The sequence below is a fragment of the Coleofasciculus sp. E2-BRE-01 genome (genome assembly GCF_040221695.1).
Lineage (GTDB): Bacteria > Cyanobacteriota > Cyanobacteriia > Cyanobacteriales > Coleofasciculaceae > Coleofasciculus.
On the sequence record NZ_JAVKEA010000174.1, the window covers coordinates 1 to 12,318 of the forward strand.

At 44.4% G+C, this 12,318-nt stretch carries 11 protein-coding genes; 4 read left to right on the top strand and 7 right to left on the bottom strand.

What is annotated here, in order from left to right:
- The 3 genes from RIG66_RS21265 to RIG66_RS21275 all read right to left on the bottom strand — a co-directional run.
- A partial coding sequence (locus tag RIG66_RS21265) for a CARDB domain-containing protein (protein WP_446380730.1) occupies positions 1-2,096 on the bottom strand: 2,096 nt, incomplete at its 3' end.
- A 179-nt stretch (positions 2,097-2,275) separates the two neighbouring features.
- Positions 2,276-3,049 (bottom strand): tryptophan-rich sensory protein, encoded by a 774-nt coding sequence (locus tag RIG66_RS21270; protein ID WP_446380731.1) that lies wholly within the window; start codon positions 3,047-3,049, stop codon positions 2,276-2,278.
- A gap of 36 nt (positions 3,050-3,085) precedes the next feature.
- Positions 3,086-3,640, bottom strand: coding sequence for a response regulator (locus RIG66_RS21275; protein WP_446371903.1), 555 nt, complete (start codon positions 3,638-3,640; stop codon positions 3,086-3,088).
- A 302-nt stretch (positions 3,641-3,942) separates the two neighbouring features.
- Between RIG66_RS21275 and lipA the strand changes: the two genes are divergently transcribed.
- Positions 3,943-4,872 carry a lipoyl synthase gene (gene lipA, locus RIG66_RS21280; RefSeq protein ID WP_446380732.1) on the top strand — a complete coding sequence of 310 codons (930 nt, stop codon included), beginning with the start codon at positions 3,943-3,945 and terminating at the stop codon, positions 4,870-4,872.
- A 56-nt stretch (positions 4,873-4,928) separates the two neighbouring features.
- Here the strand turns inward: lipA and RIG66_RS21285 are convergent, their stop codons facing one another.
- The 4 genes from RIG66_RS21285 to zds all read right to left on the bottom strand — a co-directional run bounded on the left by RIG66_RS21285 (position 4,929) and on the right by zds (position 8,839).
- Positions 4,929-5,165 (bottom strand): hypothetical protein, encoded by a 237-nt coding sequence (locus tag RIG66_RS21285; protein WP_446380733.1) that lies wholly within the window; start codon positions 5,163-5,165, stop codon positions 4,929-4,931.
- Between the two features lie 160 nt (positions 5,166-5,325).
- Positions 5,326-6,348 (bottom strand): acyltransferase family protein, encoded by a 1,023-nt coding sequence (locus RIG66_RS21290; protein ID WP_446380734.1) that lies wholly within the window; start codon positions 6,346-6,348, stop codon positions 5,326-5,328.
- A gap of 337 nt (positions 6,349-6,685) precedes the next feature.
- Positions 6,686-7,135, bottom strand: coding sequence for an SRPBCC family protein (locus RIG66_RS21295; RefSeq protein ID WP_446380735.1), 450 nt, complete (start codon positions 7,133-7,135; stop codon positions 6,686-6,688).
- A gap of 234 nt (positions 7,136-7,369) precedes the next feature.
- Positions 7,370-8,839 carry a 9,9'-di-cis-zeta-carotene desaturase gene (zds, locus tag RIG66_RS21300; protein WP_446380736.1) on the bottom strand — a complete coding sequence of 490 codons (1,470 nt, stop codon included), beginning with the start codon at positions 8,837-8,839 and terminating at the stop codon, positions 7,370-7,372.
- Between the two features lie 430 nt (positions 8,840-9,269).
- On the opposite strand from zds, the gene RIG66_RS21305 reads away from it, so the two are divergent.
- From RIG66_RS21305 to RIG66_RS21315, 3 genes are all read left to right on the top strand, one after another.
- Complete coding sequence (locus RIG66_RS21305; protein WP_446380737.1) at positions 9,270-10,055, top strand: hypothetical protein; 786 nt, start codon at positions 9,270-9,272, stop codon at positions 10,053-10,055.
- A 103-nt stretch (positions 10,056-10,158) separates the two neighbouring features.
- Positions 10,159-10,302, top strand: coding sequence for a hypothetical protein (locus RIG66_RS21310; RefSeq protein WP_446380738.1), 144 nt, complete (start codon positions 10,159-10,161; stop codon positions 10,300-10,302).
- Between the two features lie 347 nt (positions 10,303-10,649).
- On the top strand, positions 10,650-12,302 hold the full coding sequence (locus tag RIG66_RS21315) for a pentapeptide repeat-containing protein (protein WP_446380739.1): 1,653 nt from the start codon (positions 10,650-10,652) through the stop codon (positions 12,300-12,302).
- Positions 12,303-12,318: the final 16 nt, after the last annotated feature.

Genomic DNA, 12,318 nt, shown 5'->3' on the forward strand with positions numbered 1-12,318 from the left:
TGATTAACACTGGGTAAGTTTAAATTAGCGGTAAAGGAGTCTGTACTGTTCCCAGCTAACCCATTAATCATGCCACTATATAACAAATAATCAGTGGTGCTGATCGTGTTATCACTGGAAAGGTAGAAGGAAACATCAAAATCACCCGCGCTGCTTCCCGTATTGGTAATGTCAAAATCAATGTCAAAACTATCACCTGCATCTAGGAGTTGTGGAGTGACATTAAAATCTGACCCGGATAAGTCAGCCAATTGGGTATTATTGATTACCACATCATCGTAGTCGAACAAAAAGCCGAAATTAGAATTATTGGTTTCATTAGTTTCGGTAACATCGGCTCCCGAATCAACCATCATCCCGATGTAGTATGTGCCATCACCATTCCAGAAGGAATCATTAACTCCGGGCAAGTTTAAGCTTTTTGTAAAAGAATCCGTGCTGTTCCCGGCTAACCCATTAATCGTGGTACTGCCTAACAGATGATCCATAGTGCTGATCGTGTTATTACTGGAAAGGTAGAAAGACACATCAAAAGCACCAGCGCTGCCACCTGTGTTGGTAATATCAAAATCAATGTCAAAACTATCATCGGCATCGAGGGGTTCTGGATTAACATTAAAGTCCCACCCCCACAAATCAGCTAATTGGGTATTGTTGATTACCACATCATCGTAGTCGTACAAAAAGCCGACATTAGAATTGTTGGTTTCATTAGTTTCGGTAACATCGGCTCCCGAATCAACCAGCATCCCGATGTAATAGGTATCATCTCCATATAAATCCCAGAAGGAATCACCAACACCAGGCAAGTTTAAGCTAGTGGTAAAGGAGCCTGGGCTGTTTCCGGCTAACCCATTAATCGTGGTACTACCTAAGAAATGATCCACGGTGCTGATGTAGTTATTACTAGAAAGGTAGAAAGAAACATCAAAAGCACCAGCGCTACCACCCGTATTAATAATGGAAAAATCAATGTCAAAACTATCATCGGCATCGAGGGGTTGTGGAGTAACATTAAAGTCCCACCCCCACAAATCAGCTTGAGGTTGAAAATTGATTATCCAACCTAAATCCTCAAAAATTCCTAATGTCACCGCACCCGGATCATGGTGCGCCTCTCCCGGAGCAATGGAAGGTGTCATCAAAGCATTAGAACTTCCACTTCCATAAGTCGCTCCATCCAAGTGGGCATAGCTAGAACCAGAGTCCCATATACTCGGAGCGTACAGCTTGGGATTTGTGCCACCATTGGCAGCAACCGCATTACTCCCATTGAAGAATAGGTTATCGCTGGTGAGTTGAGCGCCTAAAGCAACAGAGTTATTCGGAAATGTATCGATAAGTTTTTGACCCGAACCATTCACTGTAAAGTGATCGTAAATTACGGGTTGACTCCCCCAACTCCCTTGTTCAATGTTGGAGTCATAGGTCATGTTACCCAGAAACCCCAAGCCATGACCTAACTCATGTAATACAACAGAAACAAAATCAGTCTTTTCTGTTGGTGTATTGCCATCAGTACCAAAATACCAGTTCGAGTAATTGCTATTGAAGTTAACATCAATATCATGGGCAGTGGTATCTAAATCGACGCCAGCCAGACTATTGGCGAGAGCGCTTGGATACCAGGTATTGGCGTAAGCAGCGTTGGCAAAGTTGTAGTCATAGTCATTGGCTCGAGCAGAACCGAGAATATTTGTATCTTTTCCTAAAGGAGTCCAATTGGCTTCAATCTCAATCGGAACTGGCGAAACAATCAGGTTTTCCCAGATATCAACCGCGTATTCAAATGCCGCTTGAGCTTCGGTGGAAAAACCGTTATAGTTAACGTTGATTGTAGAGGTTTGAGTCTGAGCGGCTAACAGATTTGGCGTTGTCGTTGATTCTGCCTGTTGAGTCCCGTTGTTCGGGAAATCTAAGTGTTTTTGCCTACTTGAAACGATGCTTGCTTGAGGTGTCTGATCAAAATTCTCAGTTGCCGTACTCGAACTATCTGTGTCAAGCGACAAATTCTCGGCTTCTGCTACACCAAAGAAATTACCAAACATCAGAGCTAATTCGGTGGAGGTGGAGAAGGATTCGTCGTGAGATGCCATAAGAGTCTCTCCTGTGTAGGGAAAATTGTGTGCAGATGTCAGATGTTGACCTCTCTGCCCTCTTGTGTCTCTCAGGAGTTGACCCTTATGCAGTTTTTTGTATGGAAATTTACCTTTTACAAAAGTTTATTTTTACTTGACAAATTGACATCAAACAGCTATCAATAATCCCCAATCTGTCAGTTGCGGTAATGTTTCAACCCAGCGAATAGAATAAACGCGATCGCACATCCTCCAGCGACTCCAGAAATCAGCAAGGTATCCGCATGACGCACCGCGATCGCACTATAAGCCCAAGCAATCACGAGGGGAAAAGCAAGATCCACTCGCTGAATAATCACCGTTGCTGCAATCGCCGCCCCGACAAGTAGGACAATTGCTGTCCACACCGAGGGGTCAATCCCCCAGCCATTCCAGCCAAGGTCATAGAGTACAATTGCCACATTCAGAATTGTGGCGACGCTGATCCACGCCAAATAGATACTCACGGGAATGTGAACATACCATTTCTCTTTCCGAGACACCTTGACAGAACCAATACCCAACCGCCAATACACTCGAATCAGTGGCACTAAAATCCCCAGCATCGCCACCAGCGACAGCGCAAACTGGCGATACTGGAACAAAAATACCCAAACAATCTGGGCAACACTCGCCAGCACTAAACCATAACCCATCTGACGCAGATAAGTATTTTGCCGCTGGTTGGGCAATACCTGATAGATCCCCAGACTAATCAAACCCAGATAAATGATCCCCCATATAGCAAAAGCATAGCTGGCTGGGATAATCTTAATTTCCCCAAAGAGAGTATTGGAGATTTCGCCGATTGTTAGTCCACCAATCGGCGCGATATTTGCCCAGACATTAATACCAAAAGCGGCAAGGATCGCACTCAATGTGAGAACTTGCCGGAGGCGATCTGAGTTTAAATAGGAATTGAGCCGTTTCATAGTCTCACCGAGTTCAAATCTCGGTTATGCTGAAGGTCACTTGAGTTTTTGCTTAATAAATGACACGAGTTGTCCCATTTGTTTTTTCAACCCATCAACTTCTGACTGTAAATGTTCAATTTTTGCATTTAATGCTTGAACTTCGTCTGATGAAACACCAGGAGCTTCACCCGCAGGGGCTTCTTCTTTCGGGGGCGGAGCCATGACGGGGCGTTTTTTCGCCTTCGCCATCGCTTCCTTAATCGCATCAACCAGTTGCTTCTTTTCAAAGGGCTTTTCGACGAAGGCAAAATACTCAAACGGCTCCGGTATCTTCTCGGTTACTTCTTCCTTACGACCTGACATTAATACTAAAGGAATACTCTGGAGAGTACCGTCACTTTGAATTTGTTGAAAAACATCCCAACCACTCATTTTAGGAAGCAGAAAATCTAACATAATTAGGTTGGGATGCTCCTGACGGATCTGATTAAGACCTTCAATACCATCTTTGGCTTCTAACACTTCAAAGTTACCGGGCGGCAACATTTCTTTAACACGCATCCGGATAACTCTACTGTCATCAATAACTAATATTTTATGGCTTGCCACGACTGACTCCTTTGGAAAGGTAAAAGAAAAACGTCTTCAGCCCAGGTAGACCAGACCCCATAACTCCACTCAGACAGACCTCATAGAGTCTGTTTGCGGGAAAAAAACGGATGACCGACCGACACCTGTAACTCTTTTGCTGTTTTGAGATTGAACCCAAAAGCACTCGTTGTCCATGATTCTAGAGTAATCTGCTTGGTTGGTTGAGAGCAAAACTCGGATCAAATCAGAGTCAGAGTAAAATGCTTTACCATTTTTATCGTACAGAGTAACACTGTTGCTGATAGCTCACCACAATTATTATGGATTTGCCGACTCAACCCAATCTGTCTGCTAAAAACCTTTGGCGAGAGGAAATTACTGCCCTACCCAGTTGGTTACGACGCCCCATTGGTAATGCCAGTGATATCTCTACGGTGCAGCGCATTGTGAAACAACGGCAAATTCACACGATCTGTGAAGAGGGGCGCTGTCCCAATCGCGGGGAGTGTTATGCCAACAAAACGGCGACCTTTTTGCTAATGGGTCAAACTTGTACCCGTGCTTGTGCGTTTTGTCAAGTGGATAAGGGTCATGCTCCGATGCCTCTTGACCCGGAAGAACCTCAGAAAATTGCCGAATCAGTTCAGTTATTGGGATTGCGGTATGTGGTACTGACATCAGTGGCGCGAGATGATTTACCCGATCAGGGTGCAGGTTGGTTTGTTGCCACAATGGATGCCATCCGGGGACTGAATCCAGAGACCCAAATTGAGGTACTAACGGCAGATTTTTGGGGCGGGAGAGGTAAGGAGAACCAAACGCCAACCGAGTTGCAGTGTCAACGGGTGAAAACGGTGGTTCAGGCGCATCCCGCTTGTTATAACCACAATATTGAAACCGTCAAGCGATTGCAAGGGCGAGTGCGCCGGGGTGCCCAATATGAGCGATCGCTTGATGTTCTCCGCATCGTCAAAGCCCTTGAACCGACAATTCCCACGAAGTCAGGATTAATGGTAGGACATGGAGAGACGGAAGCTGAGGTAATCGAAGCCATGGAGGATTTACGCCGTGCTGAATGCGATCGCCTCACCCTAGGGCAATATATGCGTCCCTCCCTGGAACACCTGAGAGTGCAACGCTATTGGACACCAGAGGAATTTGAGCGACTGGGTGCGATCGCCAAAGACATGGGTTTCACTCATGTCCGTTCGGGTCCCTTGGTTCGCAGTTCCTACCACGCGGGCGAGTGACCGAAAAATGGGATTCACTAGGAGGACAAGGAAACAGGGAATAGTGATTGGATTCATCAAGCCTGATCGTGTGTGGTTCGTCCACCGACATTCAACGCTGGATCAAGAGGAACACCAGTTCCATAAGATTCAGTCACTTCCTGGGGTAGGTTGGAAATAACGGGTTCCTCAGTATCTTCATCGTCTACAGGTGTATCCGAAACCAGGTCAGTATCTTCGATGGGTACATCGGAAAGATTTCCGGCTTCTTGTGGATTGAGTTCGTTGTTTGCTTTAGGTGTCATATCAGCCATAATAGTTCTGTGAATTCTGCGACTATCTATAACTGCAACCTATCTTAAGAGTCGAGTTAATCGAATCTGCAAATAGGATGAAAATTCATCAGTCTCGATCGTGATTTGGTTTTGAGAAAATAGTCTTGACTCAGATACCGGGCGAACGGCACAACGGGTATTAAACGAGGCGAAACATATATCGAAGCCGACTTGGTTGGCAGATCCGATACAGTGCGATCGGCACATAAATACCTAGGGCTGTGCCAAGGATAAGGTGCGCGATCGGATTGGTAAACCCGAAGACATATTGGAGGAAAATTCGTAGTGATGCCGAAGCGATTGTATGAGCCACGAATATTTCTAGCGACAAGCTTCCCCACTGTTTCACAACGTCAATTTGATTAAACCGATCCAAGAGAATCGCCAAAGCAACTGAGGCGGTGATGCCAAAGATAGCCACTATAGGTGTCAGTAATTTGACCGCCATCAAATTGAACCCAACCGCTAATCCCACAGCCCAAAATCCACCACTTGTAACCATGAGCAAAGTTTGGGTTTTCCATTGACTCAACTGTGACATTAATCGACTACTGCCTACTACCGCACCCAAGGCGAGGTAGATAGCATAGCCGCGGACTGAATATAAAACCCTCCACGAACCCAAGCCAACATCAGCAATTTGCGTCAAGTAAAACAAGATCGCCAAAATTAAAAATACTCTGGAAGAAACATTGAGCTTGTGGATAATTGCGTAGACCACCATGATGACAAACAATGTGTAGAGAAACCAATATTGCATCACAGGTTGGTAGATAATTCGCCACAAGTTACTCAAGGAAACTGAACTATTGGTATAACTCGATGCTATAGCCTGCAGGACAGTCTGAAGCACCGACCAGACCAAGTAGGGGTAGGCGATAACTTTGAGCTTACTGACGACAAACTTTCTTAGCGGTTTTGAGGCTGAACGCTCAATAAATAATCCTGAAAGGTAAAAAAATAGTGGCATGTGAAAGGAATAAATCCACTGATCAATTGAGACAACTATTGTTGAAGTTTCAAGTATGGAGCTATTAACTAAACCTCGGAGCGTATGACCAAAAACGACTAAAAATATTCCGATGCCCTTGGCATAATCAACCCATTGCACCCGCTGTTTAGTCGCTAATGGAGTTTGGATCTGTCTAGAGTTATTAGCCATCAGCCAATCCTCAACTCAGGGTGCATATAGCAATTCCCAGTTTGATGTAATACATCGTTAAGGGCGCAAGCTTTGCGCCCCTACATTGCCCCTCCATTTAGATGTACCTCACAGGCTGAGAAAGCGCTATATCTATGGGAATGTTTAATTATACTGAAAATAAAACATTTTGGGATTTAGGTTAGATTTTAACAGATCTAAACAGATGGTTAATCAGGAACGAGGAGTGATACCCAATCCGGGTAACGCTACCCCGTTATAACCCAGTTCGCGCAGGCGGACTTTGTTTGTGTAGCAGCGATTTCAATCGCCTCCTCTTGCTCAACAATCAACGTTCTTAAGTTTGGATTTTAAGCGCATAGTCCCGGAACCGATCCAAATCGGCTTGAATCGTAGACTCGACAATTCGACCTAAAAACAAACCATCCATCAACTTACCCAAAATACCGGGAATATCGTAAGCCACTGTAAGTTTAACAACACTACTACCGTGGCGATCATAAAAGCGAACTGCACCCCGATTCGGTAAACCATCAACAGATTCCCACTGAATAATCTGATGGGGTACTAATTTTAGAATTCGAGAGATCCAGCTAAATTCAAAGCCACCGCTAGCGAGTTTCCAACGGGATAAATCTGGATTATCTTCTAATACTTGTACCGAGTCAATCCACTTCATCCAGCGAGGCATTTGCTCTAAATCAGACCAGAGGCTCCAAACAGTTTCCATTGGCACCTCGACTTCAACTTGTACACTGTGTTCTAGCCAGTCAGAGTTATTTTTCATTTGTCATTTGTCATTCGTCATTCGTCATTCGTCATTTGTCATTTGTCAGGGAATAGGAAACAGGGAACAGGTAATTCAAATTCATAATTCATAGCAAGTTGTAGATCATAATAGTAGTTTCTCTCCCCCTGCTTCCCCTGCAAGGGCGGGTTTAGTCACGTTATCGGTTGCTTCCAGAATGTTATCAGTAAAACCCGCCCCTACACCCCTGCTTCCCCGGTTCTTAGATATCTTTTAAGTCGTGGTAACGAGAGTTGGTTCTACAGGTGTTTGTGCATGTTCAAGAATTGCTTTAGCCGCACGCCGCCCGGATAAGGTCGCGCCTTCCATACTATCGATGTAATCTTGTTGGGTGTAGCTCCCTGCCAAGAAGAAGTTGCTCACTGAGGTTTTTTGGTTAGGGCGATAGGGGTCCATTCCTGGAGCTTCTCGGTAAAGCGATTGAGCTAATTTAACCACACTGTACCAGGTCATATTCAATTCTCGCGAAGAGGGGAAGAGTTCGTAGACTTGCTGGAGGACATGGTGGGCGATGGATTCGTTATTTTGCCGGATAAATGGATCACCGGGCGTTAGCACTAATTGCAACAATGACCCTTGTCCTTCTTTGTAATAGTCACCGGGACTGGTTAAGGCTAAGTCGGCAAAGCAGGAGAAGTCTGCATCGGGAGTATAGAGGAGATTATCCATCCCCGTCGCTTGTGCCAGTTGCTTCCTTTTTTGAGGATCATGGAGTTCTGTCACCCAACCATCAAACCGCAGTTGTACGGTGGCGACAGGTACGGTGTCTAGCTTATAGAGATTGTCAAACTCTGACCATTTGCGCCATGATTCTGGCAACAGACGCTGCACTCCTGGCACATCAGCAGCACAAACGTAGGCATCAGCGGTAATGGTTTCTTCGCTTTCACCTTGGGCAATCACTAAACCTGTTACGTTAGTTGAGTCTCCCGCCTCGGTGTAGAGGATTTCTCTCACCCGTCGCCGGGTATAAATTTTTGTCCCTCGCGCTTCCAGGTAATTGATAATCGGTTGATGTAAGTATTCATTAGGCGAACCTTCCAGCATCCTGAGAACAGAGGCTTCTGTTTTTGCAGCAAAGAACTGGAAGATTGTCAACATGCAACGGGCAGAGATATTTTCTGTATCGATAAACCCGAGGGCGTAGGCGATGGGATTCCACATCCGCTTTAAGCTGCCGTTAGACCCCCCATGCTTGCGGAACCAGTCGGCAAAGCTGATTTTATCTAAGTTGCGAATTGTTTGCATTGCCCCGTCAAAGTCGATCAAGCCGCGTACTAGGGGACTGGTTCCGAGTGCGATCGCGTTTTGTAGCTTATCCTGAGGTGATAGCTGGGAGGTGGTAAAAAAGGCTTTGAGTCCATTAAACGGCGCTCCGGTGATAAAGCGAAAGTCTAGCTCCCCCGTGCGCCCACCCCGATTAATAAAGGTATGGGTATGTTCCTTGAGACGTAGGTTCTCCAATGCCCCTACCTTCTGCATCAAGTCAAACAAGTTGTAGTAGCAGCCAAAAAAGACGTGCAACCCCATCTCGATGTGATTGCCCTCGGCATCTACCCAACTGCCAACTTTGCCGCCCACGAATGGACGGGATTCAAAGATTTCGACTTCATGTCCGGCATCGACTAATTCTACAGCCGTCGCCATTCCGGCAAGTCCTGCCCCAACGATCGCAACGCGCATCGTAGCCCTTCCTTTTCAGTTTTCTTTACAGATTGTAATAGAATTTGGGTTCCAGATGCAGCTTATTGGTTTGCGATCGCCGTTGATCCCAGTTTTGTTTGCGGGGATGAAATCTTGATAAAGTTGGCTAAACCGACTTGCTGATGTCAGCCAATAGGAATTAGAATGTACACAGTGTCTTACATGTTATACATTACGTATTACAGGCTTACCAGTCTACAAAAATTGGGTAACGCGAATATCTCGCCAAAGAGAAAGCAGGCAAGGTTACTCAATCAGAACATCAGGGTTGCTAATCAAAGGTAAAACACCAGTCAAAGTCCTTCTACTGAGTTAAGGTCTTAGACGTGAGCCTAATCCTAACCAAGCCGACAGGCAATAGCAGTTTTCATGTCACTGTTTTTGCTCAATCATTCTTAATGCAACTCAAATGTGTTTGAACAACAAAGAACTTAAAAGAGAGGAAGAGAAAGTATTACTATCTTCCCTAGCGGTTGAAGTCGATACGATTTTTTTGAAGCTTCGTAAAGCGGATCAAGTCATTCGCCATGAACTGAGCTTACTCGATCATCCCAACATTCAAGCATTTGAGAAGAGTCAGGTTGAGCCAATCAATGTAGACCAATTAAAAAAAATTATTTATAAAATCCCGCCTCAACATTTATTGGTGGATGAGTATGTTCTCTACATGCTTGACAGCAAGACAACGAGCATATTCGGTTTAGTTGAAGATTATAATCATTCTCTGGAACGTCGCAAGAAACTGCAACACAGCAATAATCCGCGTGATCTAAAGAATGTTGATGAAAATTTAGCCTATGCGATTCGTCGTTTGGGGGCGATGATCTATCATTTAAATATTCACTTAAATTTGCTAACCGTCTTGTTAGTTAAAGCCCCGGTTTTGACCGAGCATCAGCAAATAACTATTAACGAAAGCAAAGATAATTTAGAAAAAAAGCTGCTAGATGACTGGGATAAATGGCACGACAATGTTCGGTTTCTAGAAATCACTATTGATGAACCTTATGCGATTGTAACGTGGGCGATGGAAGAGCTTGGTGGAGATGCCATTCTCCAGCATGAGCAAGGCAATTGGCAATTGATGACGATTAGCACAAGCCGATTCGATGCTAAAGCCTTTGAACCTGTAAATATTTCCTCGGATGCAGCTCAACGCCTGCTCAAACGTCATTACCAGAAACTGGGATATTAATTAGGGCTGGCTGCACAACTCCAAAACCCTTAGCCATCAATACTTTGATGTGTGTTAACAGTTACTTGTTTTTCAGGAAATCTGGTAGCATCCTTCACGCATCATGGCATCACCGAACCCGGAACAATGCACCATTACTCCACCAGCTTCCTCTGCTCCCACATTTCTCAAAAGTTTTGCTATCTTAGTCGTCGAAACCTTTGCCTGGAGTAGGTTTCGAGCATTTTTGACCGACCCGAAATTTTGACAGAGTGTAGAAAGCCTTATTCTACGGTTAATCCAGGTTGTATGAGCCTTTGGGCAATTGTGGTGAGACCCCCTCACCACAACACTTATTCAGCAGCCCCTAATTACTTGGGAAGTATGTCAGGGCAAGCACAAAACGTTCTTGTCGGTTGGGTAGAGCGATCGTGAAATCCAAAGGCTCTCATCGGAGTTGAGTTACCATTCGAGGAGGCTCCGCCTACGTACTTGAACCCAAAGAGAACATGGAGCGTGAAAGCAGATAATATCTGAGCTAACCTACCACTCGGAAGATGCTCCATCTATGTGACGGTATCAACGCCTGAAAGAATATGACAGTCCGTGTTTCAATTGAAAGAAGATGAATTTATCGGACTTCTAATGAACTCAAGACCACTATCCCGAAATCTCTTAACAACACTGATTGTTGTTGTGATAACATTGGCTGGATTGTACTGGTGGTTCCAATCACGCTCCACTCCCAAAAAATCAGAACTTCCTGATTCAGAGACAACTGAAGCCTCCGAAATTTGGCGAAATGTTCAGCTTGAACAGACGATCTCAGACGCCGTTAGTCGAACAAAGTGGATCACCGCGTTGGTCATTAGCCCTGATGGGACACATTTGATTAGTGGCGCTGATGACCAGACGGTAAAAATTTGGGAGTTAGAAACGGGCAGACTGATTCGGACTCTGCGAGGACATTCAGATGCAATTTCTTCAGTTGCGATTAGTCCTGATGGAAAAAGAATTGCCAGTAGTTCCGATGATAAAACCGTTAAGTTGTGGGACTTTGAGACAGGGAATTTACTGCAAACTTTTGAGGAATTTATGCTAGATTCTAGTGAGGCTAAACCCGATTCTAGTGAGGTTGAACCAGACTCCAGTAAGGCTAAACCCGATTCCAGTGAGGTTAAATTAGTTGCATTCCCTGACAACCAAACCTTAATTGCTGTTGGTCATCGACAAAACCCTGATAATGATGAACAGACCATAAAAACAATAGAACGTTGGATTATTGAAAAAGAGTATAAACGCCTTGATCCCCTTACAGGGGGATTAGGAAAAGTCCGTGCAGCCGCCTTCGATTTAAAAGAGCAACTTGTTGCAATTGCCAGTGAGGAATCTAACCGCGTTGATTTATGGCACTTAGGGAGTAACAAAAAGTTGACTAGCCTAAGAGGAAGGTTTCCAGATGTTCAAGAAATTGCCTTTGGTGCTAATGATGATGGACAATGGCTTGCCATTAGCGGAAATTACACAGCGGTTGAACTTTGGCATCTGACAATTAAAAAGCCAAATGATTTACAGCGCTTTTTGAGAATAAAAGAATCAATAAATTCTCAAGAGAAGGTTCAAATTATTTCTGCGGCAACAGGTATCATTGATTCTCTGGCGTTTAGCCCTGATGGACAGACACTATTTGCTGGATCTAGGGATCGAAGCGTAAAGATTTGGAATATCAGCAATGGTGATTTAATTCGTATTCTTAAAGGAAATTCGTCCTGGGTTGAAGAAATCGCTATCAGTTCTGACGGTAAAACTCTTGTAACTGGTAGTACTTTGGGTGAAATTAAAACTTGGCAACCTTCATCTAAAGGCTTAACAGTTAGCCAAGAGGTAGCTGAAAATGTGAGAAAGCTCAGAAGTTCTCGCCAGTGCCGACAGTGTAACTTAAATGGTGCAGATCTAAGAAACTATTCTCTAGGTGAGGTTGATTTACAGTGGGCAAATCTTAGTGAAGCTCTTTTGAATGGTGTAGATTTAAATCGTGCGAATCTACAAGATGCTATTTTGTTTAAAGCCGATCTCCAAGATGCTAATTTGTCAGATGCAAACCTTTCAGGCGCTAACTTGGAAAAAGCAAACCTTTCAGATGCAAATCTAGAAGGAGCAAATTTTGGAGGAACTAACTTGAAAGATGCTAAATTAAAGGGGACAATCATGTCTGAGACTAAGGTTGAAAATAAAGTTAATTCTCCAGAGGAATCTTCATATGAGTAATGATATGATGACCCGT

Excerpts from the sequence above, each read along its gene's own strand:
- RIG66_RS21270 (WP_446380731.1), bottom strand. The coding sequence starts at position 3,049 with ATGAAACGGCTCAATTCCTATTTAAACTCAGATCGCCTCCGGCAAGTT.
- lipA (WP_446380732.1), top strand. The coding sequence starts at position 3,943 with ATGGATTTGCCGACTCAACCCAATCTGTCTGCTAAAAACCTTTGGCGA.
- RIG66_RS21285 (WP_446380733.1), bottom strand. The coding sequence starts at position 5,165 with ATGGCTGATATGACACCTAAAGCAAACAACGAACTCAATCCACAAGAA.
- RIG66_RS21290 (WP_446380734.1), bottom strand. The coding sequence starts at position 6,348 with ATGGCTAATAACTCTAGACAGATCCAAACTCCATTAGCGACTAAACAG.
- RIG66_RS21295 (WP_446380735.1), bottom strand. The coding sequence starts at position 7,135 with ATGAAAAATAACTCTGACTGGCTAGAACACAGTGTACAAGTTGAAGTC.
- zds (WP_446380736.1), bottom strand. The coding sequence starts at position 8,839 with ATGCGCGTTGCGATCGTTGGGGCAGGACTTGCCGGAATGGCGACGGCT.
- RIG66_RS21305 (WP_446380737.1), top strand. The coding sequence starts at position 9,270 with ATGTGTTTGAACAACAAAGAACTTAAAAGAGAGGAAGAGAAAGTATTA.
- RIG66_RS21310 (WP_446380738.1), top strand. The coding sequence starts at position 10,159 with ATGGCATCACCGAACCCGGAACAATGCACCATTACTCCACCAGCTTCC.